This window comes from Streptomyces sp. NPDC002643 (assembly GCF_053592555.1).
On the sequence record NZ_JBSFVY010000005.1, the window covers coordinates 203,004 to 221,274 of the forward strand.

General features: G+C 72.2%; 18 protein-coding genes and 1 pseudogene. 10 read left to right on the forward strand and 9 right to left on the reverse strand.

Annotated features, from left to right (window positions below):
- Nucleotides 1–20: 20 nt before the first annotated feature.
- Complete coding sequence (locus ACWD4G_RS09830) at nucleotides 21–1,283, forward strand: SLC13 family permease (RefSeq protein ID WP_451292005.1); 1,263 nt, start codon at nucleotides 21–23, stop codon at nucleotides 1,281–1,283.
- Between the two features lie 112 nt (nucleotides 1,284–1,395).
- Here the strand turns inward: ACWD4G_RS09830 and ACWD4G_RS09835 are convergent.
- Nucleotides 1,396–2,331, reverse strand: a pseudogene (locus tag ACWD4G_RS09835) (helix-turn-helix domain-containing protein); the annotation flags it as partial.
- 64 nt (nucleotides 2,332–2,395) lie between these two features.
- Here ACWD4G_RS09835 and ACWD4G_RS09840 point away from each other — a divergent pair.
- On the forward strand, nucleotides 2,396–3,244 hold the full coding sequence (locus ACWD4G_RS09840) for a phytanoyl-CoA dioxygenase family protein (RefSeq protein ID WP_451292007.1): 849 nt from the start codon (nucleotides 2,396–2,398) through the stop codon (nucleotides 3,242–3,244).
- 39 nt (nucleotides 3,245–3,283) lie between these two features.
- Here ACWD4G_RS09840 and ACWD4G_RS09845 read toward each other — a convergent pair whose 3' ends face one another.
- The 4 genes from ACWD4G_RS09845 to ACWD4G_RS09860 form a co-directional block, all read right to left on the reverse strand.
- Nucleotides 3,284–4,183: an alpha/beta fold hydrolase gene (locus tag ACWD4G_RS09845; protein WP_451292009.1), complete on the reverse strand. Its 900-nt coding sequence runs from the start codon at nucleotides 4,181–4,183 to the stop codon at nucleotides 3,284–3,286.
- A 137-nt stretch (nucleotides 4,184–4,320) separates the two neighbouring features.
- Nucleotides 4,321–4,986: a response regulator gene (locus tag ACWD4G_RS09850; RefSeq protein WP_451292011.1), complete on the reverse strand. Its 666-nt coding sequence runs from the start codon at nucleotides 4,984–4,986 to the stop codon at nucleotides 4,321–4,323.
- Complete coding sequence (locus ACWD4G_RS09855) at nucleotides 4,983–6,236, reverse strand: sensor histidine kinase (RefSeq protein ID WP_451292013.1); 1,254 nt, start codon at nucleotides 6,234–6,236, stop codon at nucleotides 4,983–4,985. Before ACWD4G_RS09855 ends, ACWD4G_RS09850 begins: the two co-directional genes overlap by 4 nt.
- A 231-nt stretch (nucleotides 6,237–6,467) precedes the next feature.
- A complete protein-coding gene (locus ACWD4G_RS09860; RefSeq protein ID WP_451292015.1) occupies nucleotides 6,468–7,610 on the reverse strand; it encodes an ABC transporter substrate-binding protein in 1,143 nt (380 codons plus the stop codon).
- Nucleotides 7,611–7,855: 245 nt separating this feature from the next.
- On the opposite strand from ACWD4G_RS09860, the gene ACWD4G_RS09865 reads away from it, so the two are divergent.
- The gene (locus ACWD4G_RS09865; protein WP_451292017.1) at nucleotides 7,856–8,347 is read left to right on the forward strand and encodes a nucleotidyltransferase domain-containing protein; all 492 of its coding nucleotides are present in this window, start codon (nucleotides 7,856–7,858) and stop codon (nucleotides 8,345–8,347) included.
- A gap of 39 nt (nucleotides 8,348–8,386) precedes the next feature.
- On the opposite strand, the gene ACWD4G_RS09870 is transcribed toward ACWD4G_RS09865, so the two are convergent.
- Both ACWD4G_RS09870 and ACWD4G_RS09875 read right to left on the reverse strand, forming a co-directional pair.
- Complete coding sequence (locus ACWD4G_RS09870; protein ID WP_451292305.1) at nucleotides 8,387–8,941, reverse strand: flavoprotein; 555 nt, start codon at nucleotides 8,939–8,941, stop codon at nucleotides 8,387–8,389.
- 133 nt (nucleotides 8,942–9,074) lie between these two features.
- A complete protein-coding gene (locus tag ACWD4G_RS09875) occupies nucleotides 9,075–10,091 on the reverse strand; it encodes a response regulator transcription factor (protein ID WP_451292019.1) in 1,017 nt (338 codons plus the stop codon).
- 244 nt (nucleotides 10,092–10,335) lie between these two features.
- Here ACWD4G_RS09875 and ACWD4G_RS09880 point away from each other — a divergent pair, with 244 nt between their 5' ends.
- The 5 genes from ACWD4G_RS09880 to ACWD4G_RS09900 all read left to right on the forward strand — a co-directional run bounded on the left by ACWD4G_RS09880 (nucleotide 10,336) and on the right by ACWD4G_RS09900 (nucleotide 15,057).
- The gene (locus tag ACWD4G_RS09880) at nucleotides 10,336–11,391 is read left to right on the forward strand and encodes a sugar ABC transporter substrate-binding protein (RefSeq protein ID WP_451292021.1); all 1,056 of its coding nucleotides are present in this window, start codon (nucleotides 10,336–10,338) and stop codon (nucleotides 11,389–11,391) included.
- Nucleotides 11,392–11,419: 28 nt separating this feature from the next.
- Nucleotides 11,420–11,986 carry an ABC transporter permease gene (locus tag ACWD4G_RS09885; protein WP_451292023.1) on the forward strand — a complete coding sequence of 189 codons (567 nt, stop codon included), beginning with the start codon at nucleotides 11,420–11,422 and terminating at the stop codon, nucleotides 11,984–11,986.
- A 71-nt stretch (nucleotides 11,987–12,057) separates the two neighbouring features.
- Nucleotides 12,058–13,755: an amidohydrolase gene (locus ACWD4G_RS09890; protein ID WP_451292025.1), complete on the forward strand. Its 1,698-nt coding sequence runs from the start codon at nucleotides 12,058–12,060 to the stop codon at nucleotides 13,753–13,755.
- Between the two features lie 110 nt (nucleotides 13,756–13,865).
- Nucleotides 13,866–14,438 carry a MarR family winged helix-turn-helix transcriptional regulator gene (locus ACWD4G_RS09895; protein ID WP_451292027.1) on the forward strand — a complete coding sequence of 191 codons (573 nt, stop codon included), beginning with the start codon at nucleotides 13,866–13,868 and terminating at the stop codon, nucleotides 14,436–14,438.
- 172 nt (nucleotides 14,439–14,610) lie between these two features.
- Entirely contained in the window at nucleotides 14,611–15,057 is a 447-nt protein-coding gene (locus tag ACWD4G_RS09900) for a nitroreductase family deazaflavin-dependent oxidoreductase (protein ID WP_451292029.1), read from the forward strand.
- A gap of 74 nt (nucleotides 15,058–15,131) precedes the next feature.
- Here ACWD4G_RS09900 and ACWD4G_RS09905 read toward each other — a convergent pair whose 3' ends face one another.
- Complete coding sequence (locus tag ACWD4G_RS09905) at nucleotides 15,132–16,244, reverse strand: cation diffusion facilitator family transporter (protein ID WP_451292031.1); 1,113 nt, start codon at nucleotides 16,242–16,244, stop codon at nucleotides 15,132–15,134.
- A gap of 114 nt (nucleotides 16,245–16,358) precedes the next feature.
- Here ACWD4G_RS09905 and ACWD4G_RS09910 point away from each other — a divergent pair, with 114 nt between their 5' ends.
- The gene (locus ACWD4G_RS09910; RefSeq protein ID WP_451292033.1) at nucleotides 16,359–17,375 is read left to right on the forward strand and encodes a glutathione S-transferase family protein; all 1,017 of its coding nucleotides are present in this window, start codon (nucleotides 16,359–16,361) and stop codon (nucleotides 17,373–17,375) included.
- 73 nt (nucleotides 17,376–17,448) lie between these two features.
- Entirely contained in the window at nucleotides 17,449–17,727 is a 279-nt protein-coding gene (locus ACWD4G_RS09915; RefSeq protein ID WP_451292307.1) for a DUF4235 domain-containing protein, read from the forward strand.
- Between the two features lie 3 nt (nucleotides 17,728–17,730).
- Here the strand turns inward: ACWD4G_RS09915 and ACWD4G_RS09920 are convergent, their stop codons facing one another.
- The gene (locus ACWD4G_RS09920) at nucleotides 17,731–18,123 is read right to left on the reverse strand and encodes a VOC family protein (protein ID WP_451292035.1); all 393 of its coding nucleotides are present in this window, start codon (nucleotides 18,121–18,123) and stop codon (nucleotides 17,731–17,733) included.
- Nucleotides 18,124–18,271 lie beyond the last annotated feature (148 nt).

Here is an 18,271-nt window from a genome sequence, read left to right on the forward strand (position 1 = left end):
ACCGCTCTGAAAGCCCCGCCGTGAACGCCGCCTTCGCCGAGGTCCTGTCCATCGCCCTGCTCGTCGTGGTGCTCGGCTGTGCTGTCGTACGACCGTTCGGGTTGCCCGAGGCGGTGGTGGCCGTACCGGCCGCGGCGGTGGTGGTCGTGGCCGGCGCCGTTTCCCTCGATCACGCGCGGGCCGAGGCCGAGTTGCTGGGGCCGGTGCTCGGTTTTCTGGCCGCCGTGCTCGTGCTGGCCAAGCTGTGCGACGACGAGGGGCTGTTCCAGGCGTGCGGGGCGTGGATGGCGCGGGCGTCGGCGGGGCGGCCCCGGCGGCTGCTGGGTTCGACGTTCGCGCTCGCCTCCGGCATCACGGCGGTGCTCAGCCTGGACGCCACGATCGTGCTGCTCACGCCCGTGGTCTTCGCGACCGTGGCCCGGCTCGGCGCCCGCCCCAAGCCGCATGTGTACGCCACCGCGCACCTGTCCAACACGGCGTCGCTGCTGCTGCCCGTCTCCAACCTCACCAACCTGCTGGCGTTCACCGCGAGCGGGCTCACCTTCACCCGGTTCGCGCTGCTGATGGCGGCGCCGTGGGCGGTGGCGGTGGCCGCCGAGTACCTCGTGTTCCGGCGTTTCTTCGCGGCGGACCTGGACGCCGGGGTGCCGGTGTCCTCGCCGGGGGCCGTGGAGCCGCCCCGGTTGCCGAGGTTCGCGCTGGTCACGGTGGTGTGCACGCTCGCCGGGTTCGTGGTGACGTCCGCGCTCGGCGTCGAGCCCGTGTGGGCCGCGCTGGCCGGAGCCGTGGTGTTGTCGGTCCGGGCGCTGATCCACCGCACCACCACGCCGACGGCGCTGCTGCGGTCGGTCTCCCTCCCCTTCCTCGCGTTCGTCCTGGCGCTGGGCATCGTGGTGCGCGCGGTCGTCGACAACGGTCTCGCCGACGCGCTCGGCGAGGTGATGCCGACCGGCACCGGATTCTGGGGCCTCCTCGGCATCGCCGCCCTCGCCGCGCTCCTGTCCAACGTCATCAACAACCTCCCCGCCGTCCTCGTTCTGGTCCCCCTGGCCGCCCCACTCGGCACGGGCGCCGTGCTCGCCGTGCTCCTCGGCGTCAACATCGGCCCCAACCTCACCTATGCGGGATCGCTGGCCACGCTGCTCTGGCGCCGCATCGTCCACCAGCACGAACACGATGTGCACCTCGGCGAGTTCACCCGGCTCGGCCTGCTCACGGTCCCGGCCGCGCTGGGTTCGGCGGTGGTGGCGCTGTGGGGGGCGTTGCGGGTGTTCGGGGGATGAGTCGGGGGTGTGCGGTGGCTGAGTCGGGCTCCGTGGTGGATGGGTGGGGCTCCGCGGTGGCCGGTCGGCGAGACCGTTGCGCTGGTCGACGATCAGTCGTCCGGTCGTCGTCCCTCAGCCCCTGTCGGTACGCGCCCGGCGGCACCCCGTAGCGCTGTCGGAACACCCGGCTGAAGTGGAACGGGCTGCCGAAGCCGGAGGCGGCGGCCACGCGCTCCACCGGCAGCTCGGTGGCCTCCAGGAGACGGGCGGCGTGCAGGAGGCGGGCCTGGAGGAGGGCGCGCATCGGGGAGTGGCCGAGCTGTTCGGTGAAGAGGTGGGCGAAGCGGGACGGGGAGAGGGAGACCCGTTCGGCGAGTGAGCGGACGGTGTGCGGGGCGCCCGGGTCGGCGGTGATCAGGTCCGCCGCGCGCCGCACCCGGGGGTCGACGTCCGAGCGGCGGGGTTCGGCCCGGGCGGCGGTGAGCAGGACGACCTCCTCCAGTGAGCACAGGGCCAGCTCCCGGGCCGCCGTGCCGTGCGCCACCGCGATCTCGCCGTCCGCGGGGGCGGTCCGGGGCATCGGTGGAGTACCCTCCCCCGTCCAGCGGGCGTCGGCGAGCATCCGGCGGAAGGCCGAGTCGACCCGGCCCCGGATGCCGCCGGGGGTCGGGGAGACGACGTACAGCCGGTCGCCAATGTCGTACGGGCGCAGCCATCCCGTCCAGGACGCCCTGGGCTGGCAGTGCACCCACCAGAACGCCCAATGCCCGGCGCCGGGCCGGACGGCATAGTGCTGCGGCACGCCGGGGCCGAGGACCACGAGGTCAGCCGGGGCCGCCGTCGCCTCGGTCGCGCCCTGCCGCAGCAGTCCGCCGCCGCCCGTGGTCCAGGTGAACAGCCAGCTGTCGGCGCCTCGCGGCCGGTTGACGGCGTACGAGGGGAGCTGGTCGAAGCAGCCGATGATCACCTGGCCGGGTGGTGGGGAGGGATCGGCGGGCACGGTGCTCCCGGGTGCGGCGGTCCCGGGAGCAGCAGTGTGGGGCAACTGATCAGCATGCACAGGCATCCTCCCGACAGGCACTCGGACCTAGCGTGAGGCACGGTGGACGAGACGGAGAAGGGACGCGCTGATGACAGTCACGAGCAAGACGGGCAGGACGGGCGAGGCGGGCGGCGCCGATGCCCGGGTCGAGTTCGAGGAGAACGGCTATCTGGTGGTGCGGGGGCTGTTCTCGGCCGCCGAGATCGGGGAACTGTGCGATCGCTTCGCCGCGCTGAAGGCCGGCGGCCCGGTTCCGGGCCACTTCGAGCCGCGGCTCTCCGCCGCCCCTGCCACCGGTGACCCGACCGCCGTCGACCCGCTCCATGTCTACCCCCGGGTGATGCACCCCCACCGCATCGACGAACTCTCCCTGCGCGTACTCCTCGACCCACGGCTGCGGGAGATCCTGGAGAAGTTGCTCGGGGAAGAGGTCCTGGCGGCGCAGAGCATGTTCTATTTCAAGCCGCCGGGTGCGCGCGGGCAGGCGCTGCACCAGGACAACTTCTATCTGCGGGTGGAGCCCGGCACCTGCGTCGCGGCATGGATCGCCTGCGATGTCATCGACCGGGACAACGGCGGTCTGGAGGTCGTGCCCGGCACCCATCGCATGGACATCTTCTGCCCGGAGGAGGCGGACGAGGAGGTGTCGTTCGTCCGCGAGTACGTGCCCCCGCCGCCCGGCCTGACCGCCGTCCCCGTCGACATGGCACCGGGCGACGTCCTCTTCTTCAACGGCAGCCTGGTCCACGGCTCCCAGCCCAACCACACCACCGACCGCTTCCGCCGCTCCTTCATCGGCCACTACATCGGCCGCTCCACCGAACGCATCGGCCGCTACTACGACGCCCTCACGATGAACGGCGACGCCGTCCCCCTCCCGGAGAGCGAGGGAGCGGGCCCGTGCGGCACGGAATTCGAACCGGCAGGCGCCCACTGAGAACCGAACACGGCGCCCGCCGAACCTCGCGGACGCCGCTCAGCGGCAGACCTTCGAGGCGAATCCGAGGATCGTGTCGGCGACCGCCCTCGGGCTCTCCAGCAGCATCGCGTGGGTGCCGTCGATCCCGGCGACCGTCACCTCGGCGCGTTCGGCGGCGAGTTCGGCGAGATCCCGGCTGAGGCCGTCGGTGTACGCCGTCATCAGCTCGTCGAACCAGTCGAGACCGGGGATCGACGGCACGGGCCGGGTCGCCCGTCCGAGCAGCAGCGGCACGGGCACCCGGCGGAACAGCGCGACGGGGTCGAACGAGTCGAGCACGGTCAGCATCTCCAGGGCGTGCTCGCGCTCGGGCCGTGACTCCAGCTGTCCGTCGGGGCGTTCCCGCAGTGAGCGCAGCACTCCGGCTTCCAACAGCTTGTACGGGATGCCCAGTTGATCGGCCATCCCGCGCTGCTGGGCGAGCAGGTCCTTCAGCCCGTCGGGCGGCAGCACCGTGCCCGCCCCGGCCCTGCTCATCTCCCGTATCCGTCCGAGGCGTTCCGCGACATATGCCTGGTCGAGGCCGGTGTACTGGTCGGGCCTGCCCCAACCGAATCCGTCCAGGTTCACCACGCCGGGTGTCGAGTCCGGGTGCTCGATCGCGTACTGGGCGGCGAGCATGCCGCCGAGGGAGTGGCCGACGAGGAGGGCGCCCGGGATGTCGTACCGCTTCAGGACGGTCTCGATGTCGCCGAGGACGGCCGGGAGGTTCCAGAGGCCGGACGGTGAGTGGCCGTGGCCGCGCAGGTCGACGGCGATCACACGGTGGTGGTGGGTCAGCAGGGGTGCCACGGCCGCCCAGTCGGCGAGGGTGCGGCCGGCGCCGTGGAGCAGGAGGAGGGGCGGGCCGTCGCCCTCGTGGGCGTGAACGGCCAGGTCGATGCGGTCGGTGGTCATCGGTCGACCCTATGCGCCAACTGGGCCTTCCAGCAGGGGTTTTGGTTCCGGTGGCAGTCGCCGCGGCGTCGGCGTGTGGGGACTCCCCCGGCTCCGGCAGGGGCGGGCGCGGGTCTCCGGCCGGATCGGCCGTCGGCTCACCCGAGCGTCAGCAGGCCCCTTCGCATCGCCTCCGAGACCGTGCTCGCTCGGTTCTCCGTGCCGAGTTTTCGGTAGATGCGCACGAGGTGGGTCTTGATGGTGGCCTCGGTGAGGTGGAGGGTCGTGGCGATGGAGCGGTTGCTGTGGCCCTGGGCGAGGAGGTGGATGACCTGGAGTTCGCGTTCGGTGAGGGTCGCACCGGGGTCGGTCATGTGGCCGGCGAGGTGGCCGGCCGCCTCCGGGGCCAGGCCCATGCCTCCGCACGCGGCGGCGCGTACGGCGCGGAAGAGTTCCTCGGGTGGGCCCGCCTTGAGGATGTAGCCGCGGGCGCCGGCGTCCATCGCGCGGAGGACATCGCCCTGACTGCCGTAACTCGTGAGGACGACCACGCGGGTTTCCGGGGTCTCGGCGGTGATGCGGCGGGTCGCGTCGAGGCCGTTGAGTCGGTCGCCGGGGGTCGCGTCTTCGGTGAGGCGGAGGTCCATGAGGACGACGTCGGGGCGGAGTCGGGCGGTGAGGCGTACGGCTTCCTCGCCGTCGCCGGTCTCGCCGATGACGTCGAAGCCGGGTTCGCCGGTGAGGAGGGCGCGCAGTCCGGCGCGTACGACGGCGTGGTCGTCGACGATCAGGACGCGGAGGGGGGTTTCGGGTGGGCCGGTCACCGGGGGCCCGCCGGGGCGGCCAGGGCGAGGGTGTTCAGGGGGAGGGTGGCGCGGGCCAGGGTGCCGTGTCCGGGGGCGCTGCGGATGGTGAGCGAGCCGCCGAGCGCGCCGAGGCGTTCCCTGCCGGCGCTCAGCCCGAGCCCTCGGTCGCCGGTTCGTGTCCCTCCCGTTGCCCTGACCGATCCCGGCGTCGACAGTGAGGTCGGTGCCCCCACCGCCGCCGGGTCGAAGCCCACGCCGTCGTCCCGTACCTCCAGGGTGACCGTCGTGGTGTCGCGGTGGTCGAGGGTGACCCGGACCTGGCGGGCTCGGGCGTGTTCGCGGGCGTTGGCCAACAGGCCCTGGGCCACGCGGAGGAGGGCGGCGGCGCCCTCGGAGGTCAGGGGGGAGGGTTCGCCCACGGTGCGGAACACCACCCGGGAGGGCGTGGCCGTGTCACGGGCGCAGAGGCGGCGCAGGGCGGCCGTGAGGTCGTCGTGCTCCAGGGCGGGCGGGGTGAGGTCGCGGATGATGGTGCGGGTCTCGGCGAGATTGGCGCCGAGCGCGTCGACGACCGCCCGGACCTGGGTGCGTGCCAGGTCGGGGCGGCGGTCCCAGTCGCGGTCGGCCGCCTGGAGGAGCATACGGCTGCCGGCGAGTTCCTGGGCGAGGGTGTCGTGCAGATCGCGGGCGATACGGGCGCGTTCGGCGAGGCGTCCGGCCTCCCGCTGCTCCCTCGCCAACTCGGCGCGGGTACGGCGCAGTTGGGCGAGGAGCCGCTGCTGTGCGCGGTAGAGGGCGGCGGTGGCCCAGAGCGCGGCGGCCGGGGGCGCCACCAGTTCGGGGTGCAGGACGTCGGCGGTGCGGGCGAGCAGAACGACGAGGAGCACGGTGATCACGGCGACGACCGCGACCGCCTCGCGCTCCCCGAACATGCGCAGGGCGAGGATCGCCAGCGGCAGCGCCAGCCATGTGTAACCGGTGGCGACCGGCGTGGGCATCCCCCAGGAGATCCAGACCCACAGCGTGAGCAGCGCCGCGAGCCAGACGGGCCGGCCCAGGCGTCCGAGCCGGTCCCAGAGGGCGAGCCCACCGACGTATCCGCCGGCCAACGCGGCGATGAGCGGGACCAGTTCGTAGCAGAGCGCGGCGTTCTCGTCGACGAGGCGGAGCAGTCCGCCGCTGAGGACGGCCAGGAACACCAGGTCCGGGAGCCGTCGGAGTGACAGCACACCTCGGCGTACGACGGCGGGGGCGGCGATGGCGGGCACTGCGGCGTTTCCCTCTGTTTCCCTCGGCGATGGGCCGAACCGGCATGGGGCCGACGGGGCCAGAGGGAGTGTAGGCAGGCACCGGTGTGACCGACGTAAAGGGATGCGCCGCGCCTGCCGGTACGAGGTGGGGGCGGTGGTACGAGGTCGGGGCGGTGGTACGAGGTGGGGGCGGCCGTTGTGCGGGAAGGGCGCCCCCGCCTCTCCGCGTCCTCGCGGTTCACATCCGGCTCACCGCCCGGGGTGCAGTCCCAGTACGCCCGGGGTCGGCTCGCCCTTGACCTCGCCGAAGTAGAGGGCGAACGTCTGTTTGAGGCGCTCGATGCCGGCGCGGTCCTCCATGAAGCGGGGGAAGCCGTCCACGTGGGCGTCCGGGTTCTCCCACACCGGCTTCAGCGAGGCGTTCGGGACGACGTCGGTACGGACGGACCAGCCGTTGAAGGAGGCGTTCTGGCGCTCCTCGGACAGCTGCCAGTTCAGATAGAGCTTGGCGGCCGTGGGGTTGGCGGCCTGCTTCAGGATCGCGGCGCGCTGGCCCCAGGCCATGAACGGGTGCCCGACGGGCGTCACCCACTTCGTCGTGGTCGAGGTGGAGACCGCGCTGCCGGCCCCGCCGACGCCGATGACCTTCTGCCCGCCGCCGACCGCGAGCCCGGGGGTGTGCGAACCGCGGGCGAACTGCGGCTGCTGCGCGGCGAAGTCGGCCACCCAGTCCCAGCCGTACTTCTGCTGGTACAGCCGGAAGAGGTACAGCACCGCGTCGTCGTCGTGCGGGTAGGCGGAGGCGATCGCCCCCTTCCAGCGCGGGTCGACGAGGTCCAGGGGCGTCGTGGGCGCGTCGGCTCCGGCGGCCTGGATGTCGTACACGAAGCTGAAGCCGATGACCATGAGCGCCGTCCACGCGCCGTCCGGGTCCTTGAAGCCCTTGTGGACCTTGGAGAATCCGGCGGGCTTGTAGGGCAGGAGGCGGCCCTGTCGCTTCCAGCGGGTGAAGTCCTGGAGCGTCTGGAGCTGTACGACGTCGGGGACCAGTGTGTCGGTCGCGAGCTGGTTGTCGACGCGGACGTCGTGGTACTTGCTGTAGTCGACGACGACCTTCAGGTCGATGTCGGGGAAGCGGGCGGCGAAGCCGGCCCGTACGCCGGCCGCCTGGCTGTCGATGTCCCCGCCCTGGTAGAGCACGAGCTTGCCGCCCTCGGCGACGGCGGCCTCGTACAACTCGTCGAGCGAACGGGTCTCCTCGGCGCCGGGGAAGCCGCCGCCGCGCGATCCACCGGCGGTGGCGGCCCGTGCGGTACCGGTGGCGACGAGTCCGCCGAGTGCGGCGCCGGCTCCGGTGGTGAGGATGCCTCGCCTGCTGAAGTTGCTGGCCATGTGGGGGAAGTCCTTTCCGCGGCGCGACAGTTCTGGCGGCGCCGCTACAACGGCGCCGCCAGTCTGCTGGCGCGAGACCCCGCGCCGCGTCGCCCATAAGCCGACGACCCGTTCAACCGTTCGGTTGAACGCCCGGGCCCTCGGCGGCGGCCAAGGAGCCGAGCAGCGGCGCCACGGAGCCGACGGTGGATGGGTGAGGAAATCGTTCGCCGCCCGACGCCGACACCTCTAGCCTGCGTCGGGTGATGACCGCTGATGACGTGTTGTCCGTCCTGGCCCTGTTGCGGCGGGCGGAGGTCGAGGTCTGGGTCGGTGGCGGATGGGGGATCGACGCTCTGATCGGCGAGCGGACGCGAGACCATCGCGACCTGGACCTGATGCACCGGCAGGACCAGGAAGTCGCCGTGCTGGCGGCCCTCTCCACGGCGGGTTTCGTGGAGAGCCTGAACTGCAGGCCCGTCCGATTCGTCGTGACGGCTCCGGACGGCCGGGAGATCGACCTTCATCCGCTGGTCTTCACCGATGACGGCTCAGCGGTTCAGGCCTCACCCGAACCGCGGAGTCCCTTCGTCTATCCCGCCTCCTGCTTTGTGACGGGCACCATCCAGGGGACGACGGTCCCGTGCTTGTCCGCCGAGCAGCAGGTCCACTTCCACCAGGGATACGAACCGTCGGAACGCGACCGGCACGACATGGCACAACTCCGCCGCGTCTTCGGAATCGCCACGCACTTCTGATCCACTCCGGCGGGCCGAGCCCGCAGGATGACGTCACGGTCACGGTGCGTCGAGCCCCGGGGCCAGCAGGTCGAGGGCACGCTCCCAGTGGAACTCCGGGCGCCCGCCGTTCTCGTCCGTCCCGCCCGCGTACGGGTCGCCGAACCGTACGCCCATGCCGCGCAGCCGTTCCAGGCTCGCCCGGTACGCCGGGTGCGCGGCCAGGGCGTCGGCGACACAGGGCAGTACGGCGATGGGGACGCCCAGACCGTATGCCTCGCAGAGGGTGCCGAGGGCGAGGGTGTCGGCGGTTCCGGCGGCCCACTTGTTGAGGGTGTTGAAGGTGGCGGGGGCGACCACGACGGCGTCCGGCGGCGGGAAGGGGCGGGGATCGTCCGGCCGCCGCCACGCGGAACGGATCGGTCGGCCGGTCCGCGCCTCGACCGCCGCCGCGTCGAAGAACCCGCCCATGGCGACGGGCGTCGCGATGACCCCCACCTCCCAGTCGCGCTCCTGAGCCGCCGTGATCAGCTTGCCGACCTCGACGGCGATCCCGGCGGCGCAGACGACGACGTAGAGGAAGGGCTTGGGCCGGTCGGCGCGGGGGCCGGGCATCCGGCCGGCGCCCTCGGCGGTCCCAGTCGTGCCGTCGTCGGTGGTCGTGCCTGCGGCGTATGTGCCCTGGGCGGTCTCAGTCATCGTCGAACCCTACTGAGCGTGTGCGGGCCGGACCGAGGGCGGGCGGTGGTCAGCGTTCCACGAAGCGGTCGACGTTCTCCGGGGTCGGGCGGAGGAGTCCGTCGCGTACGGCGAGGGCCGTGGCCTCGGCGCGGGAGGTGGCGCCGGTCTTGCGGAGCAGGTGTTCGACGTGGGTGTGCACGGTGCGCGGGGAGAGGAACAGGGCCTGGGCGATGGCCTGGTTGGTCTGGCCGGTGGCCGCCCGGGTGAGCACCTCCAGTTCGCGTGGGCTCAACCCGTACGGCAGTGGGGCGGGTGCCTCGTGCACGAGGACCGCGCCACGGGTGACCGCCGTACCGAGGGTGTGGCGGCGGAGGGTGACGCGGTGCCAGTGCCGGCCGACCGGCCAGAGCAGGCGCAGCCGGGTGCCGTGCGAGTCGGCGAAGGCGCGGGCCAGTCGACGGAACTCGGTGTCCTGGAGCACCAAGGCCGGCTCACGGCCGGGTACGCCGACGATGTCCTCGGCGGCGATCAGGCTCGCCGCGCCCTCCGTCGGCAGGTCGTGGAGGTCGCCGATGTGGGCGGTGGTGTCGGCGAGGACGCCGAGGGCGGGCAGCAGGGAGGCGAGCAGTCGGCGGGTGTCGGTGTCGTACGCGTCCGGGGTCTGGGTGGAGAGCGTGATCAGTCCGACGAGCCGTCCTCGGTGGCGGAGGGCGCCGGTGACCGCGTCGCGGACGCCGGCCGGGCGCATCCGCTCGGCGTAGAACCAGCCGTCCCGGTAGCGCTCCCCCGGGTCCTCCTCGTCCTGCGAGAGGGAAGGCGGGATCGCGCTGCGCAGCACGTTGTCGTACCAGGGGGTCGAGACGAACTCGGCCGCCAGGGCCTCGGAGACGTCGGCGTCATAGCCGACGCCCGCGATCTGGGCGTAGGTGCCGGTGATCGGGTCCATCTCCAGCAGGGTCGCGCCGTCGAGGGGGAGGGCGCGGCCCAGTTCGCGCAGTGCCTCGGCGCAGGCGGAGGCCGTGTCGCGTTCACGGGTGAGCATGCCGATGCGGGTGGCCGCCGCTAGTCGGTGGTGGTCGAGCATCCGGGCCTCCCGAGGCCGGCCGGAGACCCCCCCGCTGGTCTTTTGGGCCCTAACGATAGGACCCGACGGACGGGTGGACAAGCCATTCACCGAGAGAGTGGGGGCCTCTCCGTGGGTTCCCGCCCGTGGTCGTGCTCCGTATTTGTACGGATGGTGGGGCGGGGCGGTGGGGTCTTTCCTGGTCCGCACAGTCGGAACAGCCGGATGCCCGCCGCTCGGGCCATGTCCCTTGGAGATCCCCGCCATGAGCAGATTCCCGTACTCCGCCGCGCCGGCCTCACGCAGACGGTTCCTCGCCTGGTCCGCCGGAGCCCTCGCCACGACCGGGCCGGCCGCCACCGGTTGCAGCGCCCCCGAGGGCAGCGGCGGCCCGGCGAAGGCCGCAGGCGCGGGCTCGTCGCCGTCCGCCAAGGCGCTCACACGGATCGGGCTGGACTACCCCTTCACCCAACTCCCGCTCTACACCACGCTGGTGGAGCTCTCCACGGCCGCCGCGAAGAAGCACGACGTCAAGCTGATGACGACCAGCGACGCGAGCAACGCGGACACCCAGGCGACCAACCTCACCACCTGGGTCAGCCGGCGGATACCGGCGATCGTGTCGTTCCCGATGGTCTTCGAGGCCGCCGAGCCGATCGCGAAGGCGGCGCTGGACGCGGGCCTGATCTGGGTGACCTACGGCGGGACCCTGGAGAACCAGAGCGCCGACATCCGGTTCAGCTTCCGGGAGAGCGGCGCGCTGCTCGGCGAGGCGGCGGCGAAGTGGGCCGACGAGGAACTGGGCGGCAAGGGCAAGGTGGCGTTCCTGGTCGACGACACCATCGAACTGGGCCGGGAGCGCACGAAGGGCATGATCGACGCCTTCACGAAGGCGGCGCCCGGCGTGGACGTGGTCGCGCGGGAGCAGGCCATCGACCCCGACACCGGTCTGTCGAAGTCGAACGCCGTTCTCGCCAAGCACCCCGACCTCAATATCGTCCTCGGCATCACGGACGCGGCGGCGTACGGCGGTTTCAAGGCGTTGCAGCAGGCCGGGCGGGAGAAGGACAACGCGAAGACGTTCGTCGGCGGCCAGGACGGCTCGGCCCCCTCGCTGCTCGCCATCAAGCAGGGCTCCTTCTACCGCGCCTCCTCCGCCCTCGCCCCGCAGGACATCGCGAACGCCATCGTCGACGTACCGCTCGCGGTGGCCGCGGGGAAGGCGAACCCGAGCGTCCAGGTGCCGGTGAAGCTGGTCCGAAGCGGCGACACGGCCGAGATCGACGCGCTCCTCGCCCAGAACGGTCAGGGCGGGTCATGAACGCGATGACTTCATCGTGACGCTGGGCATGCTGGCAGCAGTGCGGGGTCTGGCACAGCAGCTGTTCCCGCTGCCGCTGAGCGGTTTCGGCGACGGCTTCGCATGGCTGGGCGGCGCCCGGATCGCCGGGATCGCGGCGCCGGTGGTGATCGCCGCCGTACTGGTCGCCGGGGCGCTGTTCCTGGCGTACACGCCGACCGGCCGCCATGTCTTCGCGATCGGCGTCAACCGGGAGGCCGCGTACCTCTCCGGGATCGCTGTCCGCCGTACGCCCTTCGCGCTGTTCGTCGTCACGGGGACGGCGGCGGCGCTGGCCGGGGCGATCAAGGCGTCGGTGCTGGACAGCGTGGTCGCGGGCACCTCGGGCGCGGGCTTCGAACTGACCGTGCTCGCCGCCGTCCTGCTGGGCGGGGTCGCCCTCAGCGGCGGTTCCGGCTCGGTACTCGGTGTGCTCCTCGGCGTGCTGTTCCTCGGTTGCCTCCAGAACGGGCTGACACTGCTGAGCGTGCCGACGCTCTGGCAGCAGATGGCCCAGGGCGTGGCGTTGGTGGCGGGCGCGGCCCTCGCGTACTTCGGCCCGCGCCCGACCCGTTGACGATTCCCCCGCCTGCTCGATCACCCTTCGACCGCCTTCGAACACCCTTCGATCACCCCAGAGAGGTTCCTGTGAGCGACACTTCCCCCACCCTCGTCCTGACCGGCGGTCAGGTCATCACCGTCGACGCCGGTTTCACGGTCGCCGAGGGGGTGGCCGTGCGTGGTCGGGAGATCGTCGCGGTCGGCATGGACGCCGAGATGCGGGCGCTGGCCGGACCGGCGACCAGGGTCGTCGAGTTGGCGGGGCGGACCGTGCTGCCGGGCATCAACGACTCGCATCTGCACGGCGTCGCGTACGGTCTGGCCAAGCCGCCGTTCGCCCTCGACGTCGGTCACCCGGCGGTCGGCTCGATCGCCGACATCACGGCGGCCGTCGCCGAGGCCGTACGGGGTGCCGGGCCCGGCGAGTGGATCGTGGGCCTCGGCTGGGACCCCGGCTATCTCGCCGAATGCCTGGCGGAGCGGGGCCGTTTCCCGCACCGTACGGACCTGGACGCGGTCGCCCCCGACCACCCCGTCTGTCTGACCGACTTCTCGCAGCACATGCTGTGGGCCAACAGCGAGGCGCTGCGCCGCTGCGGGATCGACGCGTCGACCGAGGCGCCCGACGGCGGTGTCATCGACGGCGACGGCGACGGCCGGCCGACCGGCATCCTGCGCGAGGCCGCCCAGGTCCTGCTCCAGGCCGCCCTGCCCTCCCCCACGATCACCCAGCGCCGCCAGACCATCCGGGGCGTCGTCGCCGAACTCCACTCGCGCGGCATCACCAGCTACACCGAGCCCGGACTCGGCCCGGGCGGCGCCGGGACCCCGTTCGGCGGGCTGAGCACCGACAACTGGACCGCGTACGCCGACCTCGCCGCGACCGGCGGGCTGCACGCCCGGGTCAGTGTCCTGCTGCTGCCCGCGCCGATGGGCGGCGGTGCCGACGACGTCCGCAAGGGCCTCGCCGAACTCCACCGGCCCGTCTCCGCGGACCCCCGGCGGCTCAACGCCATCGGTGTGAAGATCTTCGCCGACGGCGTCCCCCCGAACCGTACGGCCTGGATGAAGGAGCCCTATCTCGGCGGCGGCCACGGTTCCCTCTGCGTGCACGGGCAGTCGCCCGACCTCCAGGTCGACGAGCTGAACGACATGATCCGTATCGCCCATGAGGCCGGTTACCAGGTGGGCGTCCATGTGACCGGCGACCGGGCCATCGACACCGTGGTCGACGCGTTCCTCGCCGCGAACGAGGCCGCGCCCCGGCGCGACGCCCGGCACTACGTCATCCACGGCGACTTCATCGGCGCGGCCGGCCTCGCCAAGCTCGCCGCGCACGGCTACGGCGTGAACATGAACCCCGCCATCAAGTGGACGATCTCCGACCTGATGGAGGAGGTCGTGGGCCCCGAGCGCTCCGCGTACGAGTGGCCCGTACGGTCGGCCTTCGAGGCGGGCGTCGCGGTGTGCGCCGGTTCGGACGCGCCGATCACGGCCCCCGACTGGCGTCAGGGCGTCGCCGGGATGCTGCTGCGGGAGTCCAGGGCGAGCGGCCGGGTCAGCGGACCCGAGCAGTGCGTGGAACTCGCCGAGGCCCTGCGGGCGTACACCATCAACCCGGCCCGCCAGGACTTCTCCGAGGACTGGAAGGGTTCCGTGGAAGTGGGCAAGGTGGCCGACCTGTGCGTACTGGACCGACCGCTGCTCGGCCTCGACCCGCATGACATCACCGGCGTCGAGATCGACATGACGGTGTTCGACGGCGGGGTCGTGTTCGAACGCTGAGCGAGGCGGGAGGGGGTGGGGGCCGGTTCCACGAGTGCGGTGCCGGCCCCAGGCCTTGGTTCCGTACAATTTGAGCCCGAACGACCGAACGAGAGAGCGAGGGGGCGCCCGTGCCCGGCCAGCGATCCATCACCGAAGCCGAGAAGCTCGCGGCGGCGAAGCTCGGGGGCTTCCCGATCCGCCGGGAGCAGATGGCGGCGGTGGCGAACATCTACCGGGCCGCGTCGGCGGTACGACAGCACCTGGAGAACTCGGTGCTGCGCGGCTGCGACCTCACCTGGACGGCGTTCGTGGTGATGTGGGTCGTGTGGGTGTGGGGCGAGTCCGAGACCCGGCATGTGGCCGAGGAGGCCGGTATCTCCAAGGGCACGCTCACGGGTGTGGCGCGCACTCTGGAGTCGCGGGGGCTGCTGCGGCGGGCCGGGCACCCCACCGACGGCCGGCTGGTACTGCTGAGCCTCACCGACGAGGGCGAGGAGCTGATGCGGCAGGTGTTCCCCCGGTTCAACGAGGAGGAGGCGTTCGTCACGGCACGGCTCAGCGACGCGGAGTGCCACAGCCTCGCGGAGGGGCTGCGCAGCGTCGTACTCCAGGTGGAGGAGCAGGGCGAGGAGCGCCGCCGGACCCTCCTCGACGGGGCCGAACCGGCACCGCGCCGCAGCGGCCGCCGGCCGAAGTCCTGACGCCGGGGCCCACCCCCGGTCGTCATCACCGACCTCAGCGGCGTCAAGAGGGCGCCGGTTCAGGTGACCACCATCTGACGGCGCGTCGCCTTTGCCGGTGCGGATGAATCGGCGGGGGACCGGTGTTGAAGGCGGGGACAGCATCGGTACGCGACAACAAGGGACGGTTTCCATGCCACTTGAGGGCGAGTACGTGCCCAGCCCCACCCAGTGGGTGCGCGAACAGGTCGAGTTGTACGAGAGCTCGGGCGGCACCGAGGGGACGACGCTGATGGACACCGGGATGCCCGTGATCGTCCTCACCTCGCGCGGCGCGAAGAGCGGCAAGATACGCAAGACCCCGCTGATGCGGGTGGAGCACGACGGCCGGTACGCGCTCGTGGCCTCCCAGGGCGGTGCGCCCACGCACCCCGTCTGGTACCACAACCTCACGTCCGACCCGCTTGTGGAACTCCAGGACGGACCCGTGCGGCAGGACATGACGGCCCGCGAGGTGACCGGCGAGGAGAAGGACGTGTGGTGGGAGCGCGCGGTCGCCGCGTATCCGCCGTACGCCGACTACCAGGAGAAGACGGACCGGGTGATCCCCGTGTTCGTGCTGGAGCCGACGGACTCCTAGAACTGGAGCCGGCGGACGCGTGGAAAAAGTCCGGCCCGGCGCGCATGGTCCTTGCCGCGCCGGGCACCCGTGCGTCAGGCCCCGCCGCGTTCCCCCGTCGCGGCGGGGCTTTCGCCTGCCGCGACATCGGTCACGTCGAGGAAGATCGGGCCGGCCTCGGGGACGACCCGGGCGATGGAGCGCTTGATGCGTACGGCGACCTCCTCGACCCGCTCGCTGTCCAGACCGGGGACGAGGTCGACACGGGCCGCCACGAGGGTGGAGTCCAGGCCCAGCCGCATGGTCAGCAGGTCCTCGACGCTGTCGATCTCGGGCTGTGCCTCCAGCAGGGACCGGATTCTCCGGCTGGGTTCGGGGCCGGCGGCCCGTCCGATGAGCTGCTCGCGGGCGTCCCGGCCGAGCCAGTAGGCCACGTACACGAGGAGCGCGCCGATCGCGAACGAGGCGAGCGCCTCCCACAGGGCCCGGCCGGTCACCATGTGCAGGGCCATCCCGGTGATCGCGAACGTCACGCCGACCACGGCCGTGCCGTCCTCGGCGACGACCGTCCGCAGGGCCGGGTCCCTGAGGCCGCCCGAGCCGCCGCCCTGGCGGTACACCTGGTGCAGGGCCCGCAGCAGCGAGGCCCCCTCAAAGAGCAGGGCGACGCCGAGGACGACGAGACCGGCCACATAGCCGTCGTACGACTCGTGTGTGTCGCCGGTCAGGGCGCGGACCCCCTGGAAGAAGGAGAAGCAGCCGCCCACCACGAAGATGCCGACGGCGGCGAGCAGGGACCAGAAGAACCGTTCCTTGCCGTAGCCGAAGGGGTGCCGGCGGTCGGCGGGGCGGCGGCTGCGGCGCAGCGCGGCAAGCAGGAAGATCTCGTTGACGCTGTCGGCCACCGAGTGCGCGGCCTCCGAGAGCAGGGCCGGTGAGGCCGCGATCAGCCCGCCGACGGACTTGGCCACGGCGATGAGGAGGTTCGCGGCGAGGGCGACCAGCACGGTGACCCGCGTCCGGCGATCGGCCCGCGCCGCGCGGGCCGCACGGCCGTCCGCACGCTCCCGACGACGGCCGCCCCGGGCGGTGGGATCGCCGCCCCGGTCCGCCGCGTCGGGGTGGGAGGGCCTGCCGTCACCGCCGTCCCCGTCCCGCTCCCCGCGGGCGGGGTCGCTCGGTCCGGTCCGCACTGATCTCCGGCTCATGAACGCCGACTATCCCGACCGGTCGGCCTCACACTCGTGGGCGGGGCGGAAATCGGGGAACCCGGTCCAGTGCGTACGCGTTTCGGACGACCGTGGATCAGGAGGGACGGGCGGATGAGTGTCGGCGAGGGCAACGCCTCGTACGGGAGGAAGGCGTTCAAGCGGTCCAAGAGCCACTTTACGGACCGGATCACCGCCGACGGCCGGGACGGCTGGCCGGTGGAGGCGGGCCGCTATCGGCTGGTGGTGAGCCGGGCCTGCCCCTGGGCGAGCCGTGCGGTGATCTCGCGGCGGCTGCTGGGCCTGGAGGACGCGCTGTCGATGGCCGTCGCCGATCCCGTCCAGGACGACCGCAGCTGGCGCTTCACGCTGGACCCCGACGACCGTGACCCGGTGCTCGGCATCCGGTATCTGAAGGAGGCGTACGACGCCCGGGAGAGCGAGTATCCGGGCGGGGTCAGCGTCCCGGCGATCGTGGACGTGCCGAGCGGCCGGCTGGTCACCAACGACTACGCGCGGCTCACCCTCGATCTGGCCACCGAGTGGACGGAACTGCACCGGGACGGCGCACCCGACCTGTATCCGCCCGGGCTGCGCGACGAGATCGACGAGGTGATGGCGGAGGTCTACGAGGACGTCAACAACGGGGTGTACCGGGCGGGCTTCGCCACGGGGCAGAAGGAGTACGAGGAGGCGTGCGCGGGGGTGTTCCGGCGGCTGGAGGCGTTGTCGCGGCGGCTGGCGGCGCGGCGCTATCTCGTGGGCGACACGATCACGGAGGCGGACATCCGGCTGTTCACGACGCTGGTGCGCTTCGACGCCGTGTACCACGGCCACTTCAAGTGCAACCGTCGGAAGCTGACGGAGGACCGGGTCCTGTGGGCGTACGCGCGTGATCTGTTCCAGACGCCCGGCTTCGGTGACACCGTCGACTTCGACCACATCAAGCGGCACTACTACCAGGTGCACACCGGTATCAATCCGACCCGCATCGTCCCGCTGGGGCCCGACCTGGACGGCTGGCTCGCGCCCCATCACCGGGCGGAGCTGGGCGGCACCCCGTTCGGCGACGGTACGCCGCCGGGGCCCGTGCCCGCCGCCGAGGTGGTGCCGAGCCGGGGCCGCCCCTGACACCGGTCGCGCCCCGAGGTGGCCGGTCACGTCACGACGCGAAGGAGGAATTCAGGTGCCCAAGAAGAAGAAAATGTCCCTGGCCTACAAGCCCGTCGGCTTCGCCCTCGGTTGGGTGAGCGGCGCGCTGGCCTCGATGGCGTTCCGCGCGACCTGGAAGGCGATCCGCGACGAGGACGACGCCCCCGACGCCCTGGACCGGGACCGCGGCTGGGGCGAGGTGCTGTTGGCGGCGGCCATCCAGGGCGCGATCTTCGCGGCCGTACGCAGCGCGGTGGACCGTACGGGCGCCAAGGCCATCGAACGGTCCACCGGTGTGTGGCCGGTCCCCGAGAAGGGCGGCCGGGACTGAACGTCAGCCCTGTTTGGGGGCCGTGGGGTGTTCGCGGCGCAGAGTGAAGGAGTGGCCGGCCGGGTCGGAGTAGCCACGTTCCTCGAACGGCCCGGTCGCGTCCTTCGTGTCCACCGGACGCCCGCCCAGCGAGACGATGCGCCGCTCGGCCTCGTCGAGGTCGTCGACGTAGAAGTCGAGGTGGACCTGGAGGGAGTTCTCGGGACGCGGCCAGCTGGGCGGCGTGGCGTTGACGTCGCGTCGAAAGGCCATCCGCACCCCGCAGGCGCCCTCGATCTCCACGCGATTGGCCGTCGCGTCCACCTCCCCCGCGCCGAGCAACTCCCGGTAGAAGGCCGCCAGCCTCTCCGGCTCGGCGCAGTCCAGCACCACGACGCCCGTCCGTACCAGTGCCATGTCCCCTCCCTGTGGAACTCCGGCCGCGAGCGGGTTCCCGCCGGCGGCATGCGTCCGGCCGGGTACCCGGTGTCAGACGGTTCAGCCGCTGGGGGACGGCATGGCCTGAAACGCGCTCCACCACGGGACCCCGCGGATTCCTGGACAA

What these genes read in the sequence shown, in the direction of transcription:
- ACWD4G_RS09910 (WP_451292033.1), top strand. Translation starts at nt 16,359, where the DNA reads ATGAGTGTCGGCGAGGGCAACGCCTCGTACGGGAGGAAGGCGTTCAAG.
- ACWD4G_RS09905 (WP_451292031.1), bottom strand. Translation starts at nt 16,244, where the DNA reads ATGAGCCGGAGATCAGTGCGGACCGGACCGAGCGACCCCGCCCGCGGG.
- ACWD4G_RS09845 (WP_451292009.1), bottom strand. Translation starts at nt 4,183, where the DNA reads ATGACCACCGACCGCATCGACCTGGCCGTTCACGCCCACGAGGGCGAC.
- ACWD4G_RS09915 (WP_451292307.1), top strand. Translation starts at nt 17,449, where the DNA reads ATGTCCCTGGCCTACAAGCCCGTCGGCTTCGCCCTCGGTTGGGTGAGC.
- ACWD4G_RS09880 (WP_451292021.1), top strand. Translation starts at nt 10,336, where the DNA reads ATGAGCAGATTCCCGTACTCCGCCGCGCCGGCCTCACGCAGACGGTTC.
- ACWD4G_RS09870 (WP_451292305.1), bottom strand. Translation starts at nt 8,941, where the DNA reads ATGCCCGGCCCCCGCGCCGACCGGCCCAAGCCCTTCCTCTACGTCGTC.
- ACWD4G_RS09885 (WP_451292023.1), top strand. Translation starts at nt 11,420, where the DNA reads ATGCTGGCAGCAGTGCGGGGTCTGGCACAGCAGCTGTTCCCGCTGCCG.
- ACWD4G_RS09840 (WP_451292007.1), top strand. Translation starts at nt 2,396, where the DNA reads ATGACAGTCACGAGCAAGACGGGCAGGACGGGCGAGGCGGGCGGCGCC.
- ACWD4G_RS09875 (WP_451292019.1), bottom strand. Translation starts at nt 10,091, where the DNA reads ATGCTCGACCACCACCGACTAGCGGCGGCCACCCGCATCGGCATGCTC.
- ACWD4G_RS09920 (WP_451292035.1), bottom strand. Translation starts at nt 18,123, where the DNA reads ATGGCACTGGTACGGACGGGCGTCGTGGTGCTGGACTGCGCCGAGCCG.
- ACWD4G_RS09860 (WP_451292015.1), bottom strand. Translation starts at nt 7,610, where the DNA reads ATGGCCAGCAACTTCAGCAGGCGAGGCATCCTCACCACCGGAGCCGGC.
- ACWD4G_RS09900 (WP_451292029.1), top strand. Translation starts at nt 14,611, where the DNA reads ATGCCACTTGAGGGCGAGTACGTGCCCAGCCCCACCCAGTGGGTGCGC.
- ACWD4G_RS09865 (WP_451292017.1), top strand. Translation starts at nt 7,856, where the DNA reads ATGACCGCTGATGACGTGTTGTCCGTCCTGGCCCTGTTGCGGCGGGCG.